This is a genomic window from Nocardiopsis sp. iso_40 (genome assembly GCF_056173285.1).
This window is the reverse complement of sequence record NZ_CM149666.1, coordinates 782,359-798,717: the sequence shown is the minus strand read 5'-3', so window position 1 is coordinate 798,717 and position 16,359 is coordinate 782,359. Positions and strand designations below refer to the sequence as shown.

At 71.8% G+C, this 16,359-nt stretch carries 18 protein-coding genes and 1 riboswitch; of the genes, 14 read left to right on the top strand and 4 right to left on the bottom strand.

Going from position 1 to position 16,359, the window contains the following annotated elements:
* Nucleotides 1–79: 79 nt before the first annotated feature.
* Entirely contained in the window at nt 80–871 is a 792-nt protein-coding gene (locus AC0VYD_RS03455) for a class I SAM-dependent methyltransferase (protein ID WP_475478558.1), read from the bottom strand.
* Between the two features lie 91 nt (nt 872–962).
* Nucleotides 963–1,553: a class I SAM-dependent methyltransferase gene (locus AC0VYD_RS03450; protein ID WP_475478557.1), complete on the bottom strand. Its 591-nt coding sequence runs from the start codon at nt 1,551–1,553 to the stop codon at nt 963–965.
* Nucleotides 1,554–1,610: 57 nt separating this feature from the next.
* Here AC0VYD_RS03450 and AC0VYD_RS03445 point away from each other — a divergent pair, with 57 nt between their 5' ends.
* The 11 genes from AC0VYD_RS03445 (at nt 1,611) to AC0VYD_RS03395 (ending at nt 11,971) form a co-directional block, all read left to right on the top strand.
* Nucleotides 1,611–2,102, top strand: a complete 492-nt coding sequence (locus AC0VYD_RS03445) for a MerR family transcriptional regulator (RefSeq protein ID WP_475478556.1) — start codon at nt 1,611–1,613, stop codon at nt 2,100–2,102.
* 164 nt (nt 2,103–2,266) lie between these two features.
* Nucleotides 2,267–3,325, top strand: a complete 1,059-nt coding sequence (locus AC0VYD_RS03440; protein WP_475478555.1) for an STM4015 family protein — start codon at nt 2,267–2,269, stop codon at nt 3,323–3,325.
* A 149-nt stretch (nt 3,326–3,474) separates the two neighbouring features.
* Nucleotides 3,475–3,765, top strand: a complete 291-nt coding sequence (locus AC0VYD_RS03435) for a hypothetical protein (protein WP_475478554.1) — start codon at nt 3,475–3,477, stop codon at nt 3,763–3,765.
* Nucleotides 3,766–3,794: 29 nt separating this feature from the next.
* Nucleotides 3,795–4,877 (top strand): STM4015 family protein, encoded by a 1,083-nt coding sequence (locus AC0VYD_RS03430; RefSeq protein WP_475478553.1) that lies wholly within the window; start codon nt 3,795–3,797, stop codon nt 4,875–4,877.
* 64 nt (nt 4,878–4,941) lie between these two features.
* Nucleotides 4,942–6,000: an STM4015 family protein gene (locus tag AC0VYD_RS03425; RefSeq protein WP_475478552.1), complete on the top strand. Its 1,059-nt coding sequence runs from the start codon at nt 4,942–4,944 to the stop codon at nt 5,998–6,000.
* Nucleotides 5,997–7,205 (top strand): STM4014 family protein, encoded by a 1,209-nt coding sequence (locus AC0VYD_RS03420; RefSeq protein WP_475478551.1) that lies wholly within the window; start codon nt 5,997–5,999, stop codon nt 7,203–7,205. Before AC0VYD_RS03425 ends, AC0VYD_RS03420 begins: the two co-directional genes overlap by 4 nt.
* Nucleotides 7,206–7,273: 68 nt before the next feature.
* Nucleotides 7,274–8,122, top strand: coding sequence for an STM4013/SEN3800 family hydrolase (locus tag AC0VYD_RS03415; RefSeq protein WP_475480168.1), 849 nt, complete (start codon nt 7,274–7,276; stop codon nt 8,120–8,122).
* A complete protein-coding gene (locus AC0VYD_RS03410) occupies nt 8,119–9,525 on the top strand; it encodes an STM4012 family radical SAM protein (RefSeq protein ID WP_475478550.1) in 1,407 nt (468 codons plus the stop codon). Before AC0VYD_RS03415 ends, AC0VYD_RS03410 begins: the two co-directional genes overlap by 4 nt.
* A gap of 5 nt (nt 9,526–9,530) precedes the next feature.
* Nucleotides 9,531–10,469 (top strand): STM4011 family radical SAM protein, encoded by a 939-nt coding sequence (locus AC0VYD_RS03405; protein WP_475478549.1) that lies wholly within the window; start codon nt 9,531–9,533, stop codon nt 10,467–10,469.
* A gap of 74 nt (nt 10,470–10,543) precedes the next feature.
* The gene (locus AC0VYD_RS03400) at nt 10,544–11,356 is read left to right on the top strand and encodes an HAD family hydrolase (RefSeq protein WP_475478548.1); all 813 of its coding nucleotides are present in this window, start codon (nt 10,544–10,546) and stop codon (nt 11,354–11,356) included.
* Nucleotides 11,357–11,452: 96 nt separating this feature from the next.
* A complete protein-coding gene (locus tag AC0VYD_RS03395; RefSeq protein ID WP_475478547.1) occupies nt 11,453–11,971 on the top strand; it encodes a DUF2087 domain-containing protein in 519 nt (172 codons plus the stop codon).
* 46 nt (nt 11,972–12,017) lie between these two features.
* Here AC0VYD_RS03395 and AC0VYD_RS03390 read toward each other — a convergent pair whose 3' ends face one another.
* Nucleotides 12,018–12,374: a VOC family protein gene (locus AC0VYD_RS03390; protein WP_475478546.1), complete on the bottom strand. Its 357-nt coding sequence runs from the start codon at nt 12,372–12,374 to the stop codon at nt 12,018–12,020.
* Between the two features lie 64 nt (nt 12,375–12,438).
* Nucleotides 12,439–12,753: a DMT family transporter gene (locus tag AC0VYD_RS03385; RefSeq protein ID WP_475478545.1), complete on the bottom strand. Its 315-nt coding sequence runs from the start codon at nt 12,751–12,753 to the stop codon at nt 12,439–12,441.
* A gap of 31 nt (nt 12,754–12,784) precedes the next feature.
* Nucleotides 12,785–12,851: riboswitch (guanidine-III (ykkC-III) riboswitch) on the bottom strand.
* Between the two features lie 184 nt (nt 12,852–13,035).
* On the opposite strand from AC0VYD_RS03385, the gene fdhD reads away from it, so the two are divergent.
* The 3 genes from fdhD (at nt 13,036) to AC0VYD_RS03370 (ending at nt 16,275) form a co-directional block, all read left to right on the top strand.
* Nucleotides 13,036–13,917, top strand: coding sequence for a formate dehydrogenase accessory sulfurtransferase FdhD (gene fdhD / locus AC0VYD_RS03380; RefSeq protein ID WP_475478544.1), 882 nt, complete (start codon nt 13,036–13,038; stop codon nt 13,915–13,917).
* Nucleotides 13,918–14,182: 265 nt separating this feature from the next.
* Nucleotides 14,183–14,584, top strand: coding sequence for a DUF485 domain-containing protein (locus AC0VYD_RS03375; protein WP_475478543.1), 402 nt, complete (start codon nt 14,183–14,185; stop codon nt 14,582–14,584).
* Nucleotides 14,581–16,275, top strand: a complete 1,695-nt coding sequence (locus tag AC0VYD_RS03370) for a solute symporter family protein (protein ID WP_475478542.1) — start codon at nt 14,581–14,583, stop codon at nt 16,273–16,275. Before AC0VYD_RS03375 ends, AC0VYD_RS03370 begins: the two co-directional genes overlap by 4 nt.
* The last annotated feature ends 84 nt before the right edge of the window (nt 16,276–16,359 follow it).

Genomic DNA, 16,359 nt, shown 5'->3' with positions numbered 1-16,359 from the left:
CCGTGCGCAGCGGCCACCCCGGCACAAGGTGGAACTCCACCGTAACCCGGCAGGCGTCCCGGGACCGGGCGCGAACCGCTCAGTCCCGCGTACGGCGCCGCAGCACCAGCAGTTCGGTCGTCGGGCTCTCCCCGCGGCTCTGGACCAGCCGCCGGTCCACGCGGTAGAGGAGGGCCCCGGCGAGCCATCCCGTCGGTGCGGTGACCGTGGCCGCGCGCAGCAGGCCTCCCCACACCTTGCGCCACGGCAGGGAGGCGTCGACCTGGGCGTTCATCAGCACCAGCATGGGTACCCTGCGCACGATGTCGAACCCGGCCTTGTCCGCCAGCGCCGAGATCGTCTCCAGCGTCCGGTTGACCTGGTGTTCGCCGCGCTGCTCGGGGCGTTGGAGGCAGTTCTCGGAGATGACGAGGGCGCCTCCCGGACGCACCACCCGGCCGAGGTTGCGCAGGGCCGCGGCGTAGCGGTCGTCGTCGGTGATGTGGAAGAGCACGTCCATACAGGAGGCGGCGTCGAAGGCGGCGTCCTCGAAGGCGTCCAGCTCGGACACGTCCTGGCGGACGAAGCGGTGCTCCGGGAAGCGTCCGCGGAGCCGTTCGACGGCGGCGTCGGTCATGTCGCAGCCGGTGACGTCCCCGGCTCCCAGGCGCTCCCACTGGCGTACGTAGAAACCGGTGCCGCTTCCCGCGTCGAGCACGTCGGCCCCGTCCAGCCCCAGCCGTCCGACCTCGCGCAGGAAGACCTCCTCGCGCACCCGGTACATCCAGCTGTTGAAGGGCCGTCCCAGGGCCCGGTAGCCGACGCCGCTCTCGGTCCAGTCGTCTTCGAGCCGGTGTTCCCAGAAGTCACGGAGTTCACTGTGGGTAGCCATGAAACCACTTTCACACCGGCCACCCCCGTTGTCCTGCCGCACCGCCGACCTGCCCGGTTTCCCGGCGGCCGACGGCCCACCCCCTCCCTCCTCACCCCCTCCGGCGGGCGACCACGTGTTCCACGAACCCGAGCGTGGTCCGGCCGTGCTCCCGGACCTCGAACCCCGCCTCCGCCGCCACGGCCCTCGGCAGGCGGCGCGGCCGCTCCTTACGTGCCTCCCGGCCCCGGAGGGGCCACCGGGTGTACTCGATGTGGTCGATCAGCAGCAGGAGCCCTCCGGGCCGGAGCACACGGCGCATCTCGACGAGCGCCCGCCGCTGGTCGGGGATCTCGCACAGCGCCATGGTGCAGACCACGGTGTCGAAGGACCCGTCCCCGAAGGCGAGGTCGTGGGCGTCGCCCTCGGACAGTTCCGGCCGCAACCCGAGCCCGGCCGCCCGTGCCCTGGCTTTGTCGAGCATGCCGGGACTCAGGTCGACACCGGTGAGTTCCACACCGGGCGGGTAGTACCCCAGGTTCTGGCCGGTGCCGACCGCCACCTCCAGGACCCTCCCCTCGGCCCGGCCGCACAGCCGGGAGCGGGCGTCGCCGATCAAGAACCGCTGGAGCGACTCACCCCGGTCGTAACCGCCCGACATCCGGTCGTACCTCCTGCGCACCCGTTCTGTTCTCTCGTCCACGATGGCCTCCTCCAGCCGTCCCTTGACAGGAGCCCCAGTCTGGAAGTTCATGTGGACATGAAGTCAAGCAACGGGAGCCGCCCGGTCGACGGGCGCTCCGGCGGGGAACTGACCATCGGCGAACTGGCCCGGTCCTTCGGGCTGGCCACACACGTTCTGCGGCACTGGGAGTCGGTGGGTGTGCTCGCACCGGCCCGGCGCACGGGCGGACAGCGGCGCTACACGGACGAGCAGCGGTGCCAGGTCGAGCTGATCCTGCGGGCGCAGCAGGCGGGGATGAGCCTGGCGCGTATCCGCGAGGCCCTCAACGCGCCGGACCAGCGGACCCTGCGGTCCCTGCTCGGCGCCCACCTGGCGGAGTTGGCCCAGCGCATGGAGCAGCTGCGCGAGGCGATGGAGATGTTGGAGCACGGCATGGCGTGCCGGCACCCGAACCTTCTGGAGTGCCCGGGAGCGCGGGGGATCCTGGAGGACACCGTCGCCGTGGGCACGGAGGGGGCGGAACCCTCTGGAAGTTCTGCTTCCGCGGGAGGCTCCCGACCCGTGTGAGGGAGCAGGCCTGCCTGGTGTACCGGGCCGGGAGCGAAGGGGTGCCTGCCCGGGGCTGCCGGCCCGTGGAAAGATCCGGGAACGTCCGCACGGGGTGTTAGGAAAAGGGGAATCGCGACCCACACCCGGCCCTCGAGGGCCACCTGACACCTTACGGAGAAACCGTGACCTTCAACCAGAACCTGGCCGAGTTCGGTGGCCTGCCGGTCGTGGAGTTCCTCGCACTGGACATGGACGAGGGCCAGGCCCCCTACGGCGCGAGCTGGTCCGGTGGCACGCACCACGTGAAGCCGCAGGAGGCTGCCAAGGCCGACCCCGGCGCGTACGCCTGGCGGCTGCGGGTGGTCAGCTTCGAGCCGGAGGAGGAGTTCGAGCCCTACTTCGCCCGCTTTCTAGCCGAGGTCGACACCGAGCCGATCACCGCCCTGGTCATCGGCATCACCGCCTCCCTCGAGACCGAATTCGGCTACTGGCAGGCGCGGGACCTGCTCATCGGGAACAGGGGCCGCTTCCCGAACCTGCGCTCGCTCTTCGTCGGTGACGTGGTCGGAGAGGAGTGCGAGGTCTCCTGGATGGGCCAGACCGACCTGGGTCCCCTCCTGGACGCCTTCCCCGGCCTCACCGAGCTGGCCGCCCGTGGCACCGGCGAGCACCACAACCGACCGGACCGGCCCGTTCCCAGCGAGACCGCCCTCCACCTGCTGCTCCCCGAGCACCACGCGCTCCGGAGCCTCACCGTCCAGGGCGGTGGCCTGCCCGGGTTGGTATGCCGCGAACTGGACGCCACCCGCCTGCCTGCTCTGGAACACCTGGAACTGTGGCTGGGCGCGGACGGGTACGGAGGCGACAGCACCCCCGACGACCTGGCCCGAACCCTCTCCGGGGAAGCCTTCCCGGCGCTGCGCTCCCTCGGCATCCGTAACGCCGAACACACCGATGACTGGGTGTCGGCCCTGGCCGAGGCTCCGCTCACCGGCAAGCTGCGCGTCCTGGACCTGTCCCTGGGAACTCTGACGGACACCGGCGCCCGGACCATCCTGGACGCCCCCGTCTTCCACGGCCTCAGACGCCTGGACCTGCACCACCACTACCTGTCCGAGGGGACGCGGCAGCGGCTGGGCGCCGCACTCACCGCTTCGGGTGTCGAACACGACCTCTCCGACCCCCAAACGCCCCGCGAGTCGGCGGGCGAGGAGCTCTACTATCCGTCTGTCAGCGAGTAGGGACGGCCAGGGCTCGGTGAGCAACACGCAGCGTTCGTTCCCGGAGCCGCCTCGAAGCGGACCCGGAGACGTTCCTGGCATCGGGAACGGAGCGAGTCCGGGAAAGGGTCGTGGTCACTGTCCCGGTCTGTCCCCAGCCACTGCTAGACATGTCGCACACCCGCCCAGACAGGCACGGGTTTCCCCGGCTGCGCCTGCCCCGTACCAAGCGTTTCTTCTCCTTCGCCACCGGAGACCTGGTCCGGACCATGGTCCCCAGGGGCAAGAAGGCGGGAACTCACATTGGGCGGGTCGCGGTGCGTGCCACGGGGAGTTTCAAAATCACCACTGTCCAGGGCACCGTCCAGGGCATCAACCACAAGTATGTGCGTCTGCTCCAGCGAGCGGACGGCTACGCCTACACCTGGAAGAAGGAGGAGGGCGTTTCCTCCCGGCCCTGAAGGACCGGGTCTCCACGCCCGACAAACCGATGATCCGAGAACACCTCACCGAGTACGCCGGGCTCCCCGTGGTCGAGTTCCTGGACGCGGGCGCGGAGGAGAACCTCCTCCGCATGGCCGCCTACAGGGCGCGCAGGGCGGGGGAGGAGCCCCCGGCCTCGACCCCGCACCGCGGCCGTATGGAGGAGGCCGGGAAGGAGCCGGACTCGGTGGCCTGGCGGCTGCGGCTCAGCAGTTACAGGGAGGAGTTCGTCCCCTACCTGGCCAGGTTCGTCGAGGAGGTGGACACCACCCGGGTGAGGGCCCTGGTGATCGGTGACTGGGGGTTCAGCGACGGCAGCGACCTCTCCTCACGCGGCCTCCGGGACGCTCTGATCGGACACGCCGAGGCCTTCCCGGCGCTGCGCTCACTGTTCGTCGGTGACGTCACCTTCGAGGAGAACGAGATCTCCTGGATCCAACAGTGCGACCTCGCCCCTCTCCTGGCCGCCTACCCCCGCCTGGAGGAGCTGACCGTACGCGGGGTCGGTGACACCTACCAGGGCGCCAGCACGCTCTCCCTGCACGTTCCCGAACACCGTGCCCTGCGTTCGCTCACCCTCCAGAGCGGCGGCCTGCCCGGCCGGGTGGTCCACGAGGTGCTCTCGTCCGGACTGCCCGCGCTGGAACGCCTGGAGCTGTGGCTGGGCGTGGAGGACTACGGCGGCGACGCCACCCCCGAGGACCTCGCGCCCCTGCTGTCCGGGAAGGCCTTCCCCGAACTCCGCCACCTGGGCCTGCGCAACTCCCAGCGCACCGGTGTGTGGGTGCGGGCCCTGGCCGGGGCCCCGGTCACCGCCCGCCTGTCCTCCCTGGACCTGTCCCTGGGTTCCCTGCGCAACCGCGACGCCGAGCCCCTGCTGGCCGCCGTGCCCGCGTTCGCGCACCTGGACAGCCTGGACCTGCACCACCACTACCTGGGCGAGGAGAACACCGAACGCGTGCGGGCGGCCCTCAGCGAAGCGGGCGTCCGGGTCGACCTCTGCGACCGCAAGGGGCACGGCGAGGACGACGAGGAGGCCGAGGACCAGCAAGAGGACGACTACGACTACTACCCGGCCGTCGGCGAGTGAGGCCGGCCGCCCCTGTCCGCTTCGCGATCACCCGCCCGTTCCCCTACCCCTGACAGGAATCCCCATGCTCAACGGAAGCCACCTGAGCGAGTACGCGGGGCTGCCCGTGGTCGAGTTCACCGGTTGGGAGGCCATCCGCCGTGAGTTCCACATCGCCATGTCGTGGGCGAGGAACCGCGGTGAGCGGCACCCTAGCCTGCCGCCGTCGTACGAGCGGCTCTTCGAGGCGCTCAGCGCCCCCGCCTCGGTGGCGTGGCGCCTGCGCACGGAGGAGCCGAGCTACACCAACCGCGCCTCGCAGGACCTCACCGAGTACCTGAACCTGTTCGCCCAACTCGTACCGCCCGAGGTCGTCGGTGCTCTGGTGGTCGGACACACCGAGCACGACACCCCGGAGAACAGCGAGATCCTCGGTGAACTGATCCAGCGCGCACCGGAGTACACCGGTCTGCGGTCCCTGTTCTTCGGTGACATCCTCCAGGAGGAGAACGAGCTCTCCTGGATCGAGCACGGAGACATGGCCCCGCTGCTCGCCGCCCTCCCCCGGCTGACCTCCTTCACCGTGCGCGGCGGCAGCGGCGACCTCGGTCTGCGGATCACCGAACCCCACGGTCTGCGGAACCTGGCCGTGCAGTCGGGCGGGCTGCGTCCGGCACTGGTCCGGGACGTGTGCGCCTCGCTTCTCCCCGAGCTGGAACACCTGGAACTGTGGCTCGGAACGGAGGAGTACGCCTGCGGGAGGACCACGGCCGAGGACCTCGCCCCGGTCCTGTCCGGAGCCGCCTTCCCGCACCTGCGCTTCCTGGGTCTTCGCAACACCGAGCACACCGACACCTGGGTGGCGGCCCTGGCCGAAGCCCCGGTCACCCCGGCCCTGGAGGAGCTGGACCTGTCCCTGGGCACTCTGACCGACACCGGTGCCCGGACCCTCCTGGACTCCCCCGTCTTCCACGGCCTCAAGCGCCTGGACCTGCACCACCACTACCTGTCCGAGGAGATGGAGCAGCGGCTGCGCGCCGCCCTCACCGCCTCCGGTGTCGAACACGACCTCTCCGGCCGCAAGGAGCCCGAAAGGAGCCCCTACAAGGGGGACCTCCGCTATTACACGGCGGTCTCCGAGTGAGCCCGGGCCCGCCCCCGTCGCCCCCGGCCCCTCCGCCCCCGCTCGACCGGCCGCTGGTCGTGGTGTGCGTGCCGGGCAACCGCCGTCGGGCGCTGTTCACCGGGGCCGCTCGGGCAGCCGGGCTAGCCGACCCGGTCGCGCTGGCCTGGCGCGACCTCGCGGATCCGGCCGCCGGACCGGTCAGCCTGCCCGAGGGCGCCCTGGTCCGGGTGGACTCGGCGGGCGAGGACGCCGCCACCGCCCGCCTGCTTCGCGGCTGGGACCGTGAGCCCGACCTCCACCGCGCCGAGGGCACAGCCGACCAGCACCGGGGGTTCGTCCGTGCCCTGGGACGGCTCTCCGGGGCTGTCGCGGCCACCCCCGGCGCGCACCTGCTCCAGGTCCCCGGTGACCTGGCCGACCTGTGCGACAAACGCCGCTGCCACGCCCGGCTGGACGCGGCGGGGGTCCCGGTCGCCCCGGCCCTGCCCGGCCCGGTCACCGGCTACGACCCGCTGCGCGCGGCGATGGCCGAACACCGCTGGCCGAGGGTGTTCGTCAAACCCGCGCACGGCTCCTCGGCCTCCGGGGTGGTCGCGCTGGCCACCGGTTCGGGCGGCCGGATCAGGGCGGTCACCTCGGCCGACCTCGTGCGGGACGGTGAGGGGTCGGTGGCGCTGTACAACTCGCTGCGGCTGCGCACCTACACCACCGAGGCCGAGGTGGCGGCGGTCGTGGACGCGCTCGCCCCCGACGGCCTGCACGTGGAGCGCTGGGTGCCCAAGGCGGGCTTCGACGGGCGCGTGGTGGACCTGCGCGTCCTGGTGGTCGCCGGGCGCGCCACCCACGTGGTGGTGCGCTCCTCCCGCTCCCCGATGACCAACCTGCACCTGGGCAACGCCCGCGGCGACCTGGCGGCCCTGCGCGAAAGCGTGGGCCCGCGGGCCTGGCGGGAGGCCCTGGCCACGGCGGAGGCGGCAGCGGCGGTCTTCCCCGGCACCCTGCACGCCGGGGTGGACCTGATGGCCTCGCCCGGCTGGCGGCAGTTCACGGTCTGCGAGGTCAACGCGTTCGGCGACCTCCTGCCCGGGGTCGTGCACGATGGCCGGAGCACCCACGCCGAACAACTGCACGCCCTCGCGACCGGCCGCTTCCCCGTACCCCCGCCCGCCCCGTCCCGCCTCCCGGCCTCTCCCGGGCCGTCCTCTCCCATGGAAACCCGATGAACACCAGCACCGCCGACACCACCAGTACCTCCAGACCCAGCTCGGACACAGGTCTGGCGCAGCCCGACATGAACACCGTGGTCGGCACGCACGACATCCTGCTGCTCACCCTGGACACCCTGCGCCACGACGTGGCGGTCGAGCTCGCCGGGGCCGGACGCACCCCGAACCTGGCCCGGCTGCTGCCCGAGGGCGGCTGGGAGGAGCGGCACTCCCCCGCGAGCTTCACCTACGCCGCCCACCTGGCCATGCTCGCCGGGTTCCTGCCCACCCCGGCCTCACCCGGCCCGCACCCGCGCCTGTTCGCCGCGTCCTTCCCCGGCAGCGTCTCCACCGCACCCGGCACCTGGACGTTCGAGGCCCCCGACCTCGCCTCCGGCCTGGCCCGGGCGGGCTACCACACCGCCTGCGTGGGTGGCACGGGCTTCTTCAACCGCAGGTCGGAGCTGGGTTCGGTGCTGCCGGACCTGTTCGCCGAAAGCCACTGGGAGGAGTCCTTCGGCGTCGCCGACCCGCACTCCTTCGAGAACCAGGTGGACCGCGCGGTCGAGGTGGCCGCCGCCACCCCCGCGGAACGGCCCCTGTTCCTACTGCTCAACGCGGCCGCCCTGCACCAGCCCAACTGGTTCCACCTGCCCGGCGCGACCAGGGAGGACGGGGACACCCGGGCCAGCCACGCGGCGGCCCTGGAGTACGTCGACCGCCACCTCCCCCCGCTGCTCGCCGCGCTGTCCGCCCGCCGCCCCTGCTTCGCGATCGTGTGCTCGGACCACGGCACCGCCTACGGCGAGGACGGCTACACCGGCCACCGGATCGGCCACGAGACCGTCTGGACCGTCCCCTACACCCACGCCGTCCTCCCCCGCGGGTACGGCGCCGACCCCGCATCCGAGCAGCCCGAGAAGGAGGACGCATGAGCGTCATCCCGATGGCCGAACCCGTCCGCGCGGACTCCCCGTACCGCTCGTACGTGTACGCCTACCCGCACAAGAGCGCTTACCGGCCCTTCACCGAGCGGCCCGCCCTGGCCGACCTGTGGCGGGAGGAGGACGTCAGCTCGCTCTCGCTGTACGCGCACATCCCGTTCTGCGAGATGCGCTGCGGGTTCTGCAACCTCTTCACCCGCTCCACTCCCCCGGCGGAGCAGGTCACCGCCTACCTGGACGCGCTGGAGCGCCAGGCCGCGACGGTCGCCTCCGCACTGCCCGCGGGCGCCTCGTTCGCCCGGGCCGCCCTGGGCGGGGGCACCCCCACCTACCTGACCGCCGAGGAGCTCGTCCGGGTCTACGACCTGGTCGAACGTTCCTTCGGGGTGGACCTCGCCACGATCCCGGTGTCGGTGGAGACCTCACCGGCCACCGCCACCCCGGACCGCCTCCAGGTGTTGGACGAACGCGGCGCGACCCGGATCAGCATGGGCGTGCAGAGCTTCGTCGACTCCGAGGCGCACGCCGCCGGACGCCCGCAGAAACGCGGTGAGGTGGACCGTGCGCTGGCCGACATCCGCGAGCACGCCCGGGCCGGGCTCAACGTGGACCTGATCTACGGCATCGACCGGCAGACCCCGAAGACCTGGGAGTACTCCCTGGACACCGCGCTGTCCTGGGAACCGGAGGAGATCTACCTCTACCCGCTGTACGTCCGGCCGCTCACCGGACTGGGCCGCCGTGCCCGCGCCTGGGACGACCACCGGCTGGCGCTGTACCGCCAAGGCCGCGACCACCTGCGCGAACGCGGCTACGAGCAGGTGTCCATGCGCATGTTCCGGCGGGCCGACGCCCCCGAGTCCGCCGGGCACAGCGCGGCGGCCGGGGCCCCGGACTACTGCTGCCAGACCGACGGCATGGTCGGCCTGGGCTGCGGTGCCCGCTCCTACACCGCCTCGACCCACTACTCCTTCGACTACGCGGTGGGCGTGGGCAGGGTGCGGTCGATCATCTCCGACTACGTGGGGCGCGGCGCGGCCGAGTTCGACCGCGCCGAGGTCGGCTTCGCCCTGGACTCCGGCGAGCGGCGCCGGAGGCACGTGTTGCAGTCGCTGCTGCGCGTGGAGGGGCTGGCGGTCGCCGACTACACGGCCCGGTTCGCCGCGCACCCGGTGGCGGACTTCCCCGTCGAGTTCGCGGCGCTGGCCGAACGCGGCTGGCTGGAACCGGGAGACGGGGGCGGAGAAGGTGCCCGGGACGCCGGGTCTCGCGCTTCCGGGAGCGCGGGGCTGCTCCGGCTCACCGAGGAGGGGCTGGCGCACTCGGACGCGATCGGCCCGGACTTCTTCTCCGCCCGGGTGAACCGGCTGATGGCCGAGTACGAGGCGGGGTGAGCCGTATGAGCACCTGCGGTCCCGTCGACCTTCCCGATCCCGCGCCCGCCCGCCCCGCCACGGCGCGGGCCCTGCCCGCGCACCTCACCCTGCTGTACCGGGGGCCGCTGGCCAGCTGCGACTACGACTGCCCGTACTGCCCCTTCGCCAAGCGCCGGGACAGCCCCGGGACCCTGCGCGCGGACCGGGCCGCCCTGGAGCGGTTCACCGACTGGGTGGCCACCAGAGCCGAGGAGGCCCCCGGGACCCGGTTCTCGGTGCTGTTCACCCCGTGGGGCGAGGGGCTGACCCGCTCCTGGTACCGGCGGGCGATGGTCCGGCTGAGCCGTCTGCCGCACGTGGAGCGGGTGGCGATCCAGACCAACCTGAGCGGGCGCACGGCCTGGCTCGCCGACTGCGACCGGGACTCGGTGGCCCTGTGGACCACCTACCACCCGGGCGAGGTCAGCCACGGGCGCTTCCTGGGCAAGGCGCGCGAACTCTCCGCGATGGGGGTCCGGTTCAGCGTGGGGGTGGTGGGGCAGCCCGAGCACCTGGAGGCGGCGGTGCGGATGCGCGCCGACCTGCCCGAGGGGGTGTACCTGTGGGTGAACGCCGCCGAGGGGGCCGTCTACACCGACGCCGAGGCGGCCTCCTGGCAGGAGATCGACCCGCACTTCCACTACAGCCGCCTGCCGCACCCCAGCCGCGGGCTGCCCTGTCGTACGGGTGAGAGTGTGCTGTCCGTGAACGGGGACGGCGACGTGCGCCGCTGCCACTTCGTGGACACCCCTCTGGGCAACCTCTACGACGGGTCGTTCGCGGCCCGCCTGGGACCGGCCCCGTGCCCGCTGACCAGTTGCGACTGCCACATCGGCTACGTGCACCTGGAGACCCTGGACCTGTACGACGTGTTCCGGGGCGGGGTGATCGAGCGGATCCCGGCCGGCCCGGACGGCCGGTGAACTTCCGCCGACCTTCCCCCGCAGGCCCCGAAAACCCATCGAAACCGTCGCCCGCGGACGACATAATCCATCCCATGGTCCTTCCCAGAGTCATCGCCACCGACCTCGACGGAACCCTGCTCGGCCGGAGCGGTGAGGTCTCCGACCGCAACCGCCGAGCCCTGACCGCAGCCGTGGAAGCAGGGGTCAAGGTGGTCATCGTGACCGCCCGCCCGCCGCGCACCACCGAGATCTTCGCCGACATGTTCGACTGCGCCGCCGTGGTCTGCGGCAACGGTGCCCACACCCGGCTGCCGGGGGAGCCGTCGCCGCTGGTGCGGGCCATCGACCGCGACACCTCCGGCACGATCGTGGCCAAACTCCGGGGCGCCCTGCCCGAACTGGGCTTCGGTGTGGAGACCGGCGCGGGCTTCTACCACGACGCCGGCTACCACCTGGAGCCGTGGGTACCGCGCGAGTGGGTGAGCGGGGTGCTGGAGGACACCGACGCCCTGTTGGAGGCCGCGACACCGGTCACCAAGCTCATCGCCCGTTCCAGCACACACCCGGTGCACCTGATGTACGAGGCGGCGGTGGCCTCGGTCGGGCCGCTCGCGGAGGCGACCTACTCGGGCCGCGCGGGGCTCGTGGAGCTGAGCGCCCCCGGGGTGAACAAGGGCAGCACGCTCGCGATGCTGTGCGAACGCTGGGGCGTGTCCCGCGAGGAGGTCGTGGCCTTCGGTGACATGCCCAACGACCGGTCCGCCCTGACCTGGGCCGGTTCCGGGTACGCGATGTCCAGCGGACACCCCGATCTGCTCGACCCCGCGCTGGGGTTGAAGGTGGCCCCCTCCAGCTTCGAGGACGGTGTGGGCCGCGTGGTGGAGAGCCTGCTGGAGCAGGCCTGACCCGTGGCTCTGCGTACCGGTAATCGTTGGCTGCGACTGCGGTGCGGCGCCTAACGTGGCAGGGACCAGTAGTTCCCGAGTCTTCGAGGATCCGCCGTGCCGCACCCCACCCAGCTCGTCTCCTCGCTCGCCGCACCCGAACGGCTCGCGCTGTACGCCCGGATCGTCACCGCCGGGCCCGAGGGGTTGGACGCCGCCGAACTCCAGGGGGCCAGGGCCGCCAAGCGCCTGGCACGCCTGGTGCGCGACGGCCTGGTCCGGGAGGAGGGTTCGGGCGCGGGGGGCGTGCGGCTGGTGGCGGTCACCGAGGTGTTCGCCGCGGCCATGCGTTCCCACCGGGACGAGAACAGGACGGGTGAACCGGTGGACGCGCTCTTCCGCCAGGGGCGCCTCACCACGATGCCGGCCAGGCGTGAACTGCGGCTGGCGGTACTGGAGCGGATCAGCGGGCGGCTGTTCGCCCCGGGGAAGGAGTACACGGAGAAGGAGGTCAACGCGGCCATCCGCACCTGCTTCGACGACCACTCCGCCATGCGCCGCTACCTGGTCGAGGAGGGTTTCCTCGACCGCGAGGACGACGGCAGCGTGTACCGCCTGACCAGGAGCCACGGGTGAGACCCGGCGCCGGGGCCGCGTTCGGGCGGCTCCGGCGCCGGAGCCGTCAGCGCGCCGGCTCGACCAGGCAGAACTCGTTGCCCTCCGGGTCCCGGAGGACCTGGAACGCACCCTGGTCGTCGGTGACCGCCTCCCCCAACGGGCTCGCGCCGCGCTCCACCGCCGCGCGTGCGGCCTCGGCGATGTCCTCGACGAGCACGTCCGGGTGGATGCGGTTGGGCGTCCGCTTGGCCTCGGGGGTGGGCTGGAACGACAGCCGGGGCAGTCCGGAGGCTCCGTAGACGACGGCCCAGCCGTCCTCGCGGTCCTGGACGTCCCCGCCGAGCACGAAGGCCCAGAAACGGGCGAGGGAGGACGGTTCGACGGCGTTGACGACCCACTGGTCGACGGTTCCCAGACTCATCCCGCGAGCCTAGTGACCGGAGCCGGGTCCGGGCTCCCCGCAGCCGCTCCGCGGCCGGAAGCGGTCAGCCGAGGACCTTGAGGCCCACCACGCCCGCCACGATCGCGATCAGGCACAGGGCCCTGGGCACGCTGAAGCCCTCACCGAGGAAGAACATACCGACGAGGGCCGTACCCACGACCCCGACGGACACCCAGACGGCGTAACCCGTACCGAGCGGGATGGTGCGCAGGGCGTAGGCCAGGCCGGCCATGCTCAGGGCGAGGGCGACCAGGAAGGCCACCGACGGCCAGAGGCGGGTGAAGCCCTGCGAGGCGTGCAGCGCGGCGGCCCACGCGGTTTCCAGCAGGCCGGAGACCACCAGAACGATCCATGCCATGACCCGTTACCTCCAAGACGTGCGAACAGTGTCCGCGCCGTCTTGTCCTGACCGGGTACGGCGCACCTCGTCCGGGGTCCTCAGGTCCTCGGAACATACAACACCTCCGGCGGGCCGGGAGTTCCGGGCGGGGTGGAGACACGGGCCACCGGGCACCGCGCGCCCGGGCCCCAGGCGGCCGGGGAAGGACGCCGGTGCGGCGGGGCGGCCGCCGTCCGCACGGCCGCGCCGCGTCATCATGGAGGAGAAGAGCAGTGAGGACACCGGAAGGCGGTGGTGAGGGTGGGACGGGTCACCGTACGTGAGCGGGTCCTGCGGATCCGGGACGGGGCGGCGAGCGAGCGGGTCGACACGCTCGTGGTCGAGGAGCCCCTGGAGGTCAGGCTGGACGGCGCCCCCCTGAGCATCACCATGCGCACCCCCGGGAGCGACTTCGACCTCGCCGCCGGGTTCCTGGTCAGTGAGGGCGTGGTGGCCGAAAGGCACGAGATCGCCGCGATCCGCTACTGCGCCGGGGCCACCGAGGACGGGTCGAACACCTACAACGTGCTCGACGTGTCCCTGGCCCCCGGTGTCCCCAAGCCCGACACCTCGCTGGAACGCAACTTCTACACCTCCTCCTCGTGCGGCCTGTGCGGCAAGGCGAGCCTGGACGCCGTACGGACCAGGGCCCGCTGGCCGGTGGGCGGGGACGGCCCGCGGGTCGGCGCGGGCACCCTGGCCGTGCTGCCGGACCGGCTGCGCGAGGCGCAACGGGTGTTCGACCGCACCGGGGGCCTGCACGCGGCCGGGCTCTTCACCCCGGACGGGGAGCTGCTCGCCCTGCGCGAGGACGTGGGCAGGCACAACGCGGTGGACAAGCTGGTCGGGTGGGCGCTGCGCTCGGAGCGGCTGCCGCTGCGCGAGAGCGTGCTGATGCTCTCGGGGCGCGCCTCCTTCGAGCTGGTCCAGAAGGCGTGGATGGCGGGCATCCCCGTGGTGGCCGCCGTCTCGGCCCCCTCCTCCCTCGCCGTCGACCTGGCCGCGGAGGCGGGCCTGACCCTCGTCGGGTTCCTGCGCGGCAACTCCATGAACGTCTACGCCGGAAGGCACCGCATCCTCCTGGCGGAGGAGCCGACCGATCCCGGCGCGGCCCCGGACCGGGCGGACCAGCGGCACCCCTAGCGGACCGACCGGAAGCGTCGCCGGTGTGCGGGGGACGACCGCCCGGCGACCGTTCACCGCACCACGGAGCCGTTCGTCGCACGGTGGGCGACCGCTTGCCGCTCCCCTCCCGCGTTCGGCGCGCGCCCCGGCACGCCCCCTGCTCATCCGGAGTGTCGCTCCTTACAGTGCCGAGTAACGCAGGTCACATAAACCGGACATGCCGCGGAAACCTGCGTTCACCAGCAGCACCGCTCCCGCTCATCCCCCGGAGGTACCGAAAACCATGGCAAGCGACAGGCCGACAAAGGATCCGACACCCCCCGACGGGAACGGCGGCGACGAGCCGATCAGCAACGAGACCTTCGTCGCCATGCACGGCGACCCGAGGTTCACCGACCTGAAGCGGCGCCTGTACCGCTTCATCTTCCCCATGAGCATCGCCTTCATGGCCTGGTACCTGCTCTACGTACTCATGTCGGCCTTCGGGCGCGACATCATGGGCACCAACCTCTTCGGCAGCGTCAACGTGGCCCTGGTGTTCGGCCTCCTCCAGTTCGTGTCCACCTTCGGGATCGCGGTCCTGTACACGAGGTACGCGAACCGCAACTTCGACCGGCCCGCCGCAGAACTGCGCGACGAGCTCCAGAACGGCGCCAACGCCCAGAAGAGGGAGGACGACCGATGATCCTCGCGCAGGAGGCTGTCAGCGAGAGCAGCCGGATGGTCACCATCGTCCTCTTCTCGCTCATGATCGCGGCGACGCTCGGCATCACGGTCTGGGCCAGCCGCAACACCCGTTCGGCCACCGACTTCCACTCCGGCGGGCGCGGGTTCTCCCCGCTGCAGAACGGCCTGGCCATCGGCAGCGACTACATGTCCGCCGCGTCCTTCCTGGGCATCGCGGGCATGATCGCCCTGTTCGGCTACGACGGCTTCCTCTACTCCATCGGCTTCCTGGTGGCCTGGCTGGTCGCCCTGCTGCTCGTCGCCGAGCTGCTGCGCAACTCCGGCCGCTACACCATGGGCGACGTGCTCTCCTACCGGATGCAGCAGCGCCCGGTGCGCACGGCCGCCGCGGTCTCCACCGTGGTGGTGTCGATCTTCTACCTCCTCGCCCAGATGGTCGGCGCGGGCGCGCTCATCGCCCTGCTGCTCGGCATCCAGGAGGGGCAGACCTTCCTCGGCATGGACGCCCCGACCGCGAAGATCGCCGGCATCGTCGTCGTCGGTCTGCTGATGACCGTCTACGTGGCGTTCGGCGGCATGAAGGGCACCACCTGGGTGCAGATCACCAAGGCCGTCATCCTGATGAGCGGCGCCGCCCTGCTCACCCTGCTCACCCTGTCGCTGTACGGCTTCAACCTGGGCTCCCTGATGACCGACGCGGCCAACGCCAGCCAGGCGGCGGCCAACGGCAACGCGGCCGGGTTCCTGGAGCCGGGCCTGCGCTACGGCGTCGAGGTGGCGGGCGACCCGCTGCAGACCATGTGGAACAAGCTGGACCTGATCAGCCTCGGGCTGGCCCTGGTCCTGGGCACCGCCGGTCTGCCGCACATCCTGATCCGCTTCTACACGGTTCCGGACTCCGGAAGCGCGCGCAAGTCCGTCAACTGGGGCATCGGCCTCATCGGCACCTTCTACCTGATGACCCTGGTGCTGGGCTTCGGCGCCGCGGCGCTCGTCGGCCACGAGGCCATCACCACCCAGGACGCCGCGGGCAACACGGCGGCGCCACAGCTGGCCCAGGTCGTCGGGACGACCATCGGCGGCGACATGGCCGGAGCGGTCCTGCTGGCCCTCATCGCCTCCGCCGCCTTCGCCGCGATCCTGTCCACCGTGGCCGGCCTGGTCATCGCCTCGTCCTCCTCGCTGGCACACGACTTCTACAACTCGGTGATCCGCAAGGGCAAGGCCACCGGGTCCGAGGAGGTCAAGGTCGCCAAGCTGTCCGCCCTGGTGATCGGCTCCGTCGCGATCCTCCTGGCGATCTTCGCCCAGAACCTCAACGTGGCCTTCCTGGTGGCGCTGGCGTTCGCGATCGCGGCCTCGGCGAACCTGCCCACCCTGCTGCTCAGCCTGTTCTGGAAGCGCTTCAACACCGCCGGCGCGCTGGCGGGCATCTACGGCGGCCTGATCAGCGCGGTGGGCCTGGTGTTCTTCTCCCCGGTCGTCTCCGGCTCGGAGAACGCGCTCATGCCGAACGCCGACTTCGCCTGGTTCCCGCTGCCCAACCCGGCTCTGGTCTCGGTGCCGATCAGCATCCTGTGCGCGGTCGTCGGAACGTACACGTCCAAGGAACGCGACTTCGAGAAGTTCGCGATGCTCCAGGTCCGCGCCCTCACCGGCGCCGGAGCCGAGAAGGCGGGCGACCACTAGGACGACTCTGCCAAGGGGCCCGGTCCACCGGTCACCGGCGGCCACTACCCCGGGCGCGCACCCTCGCCCGGCGCCGCAGGCCCG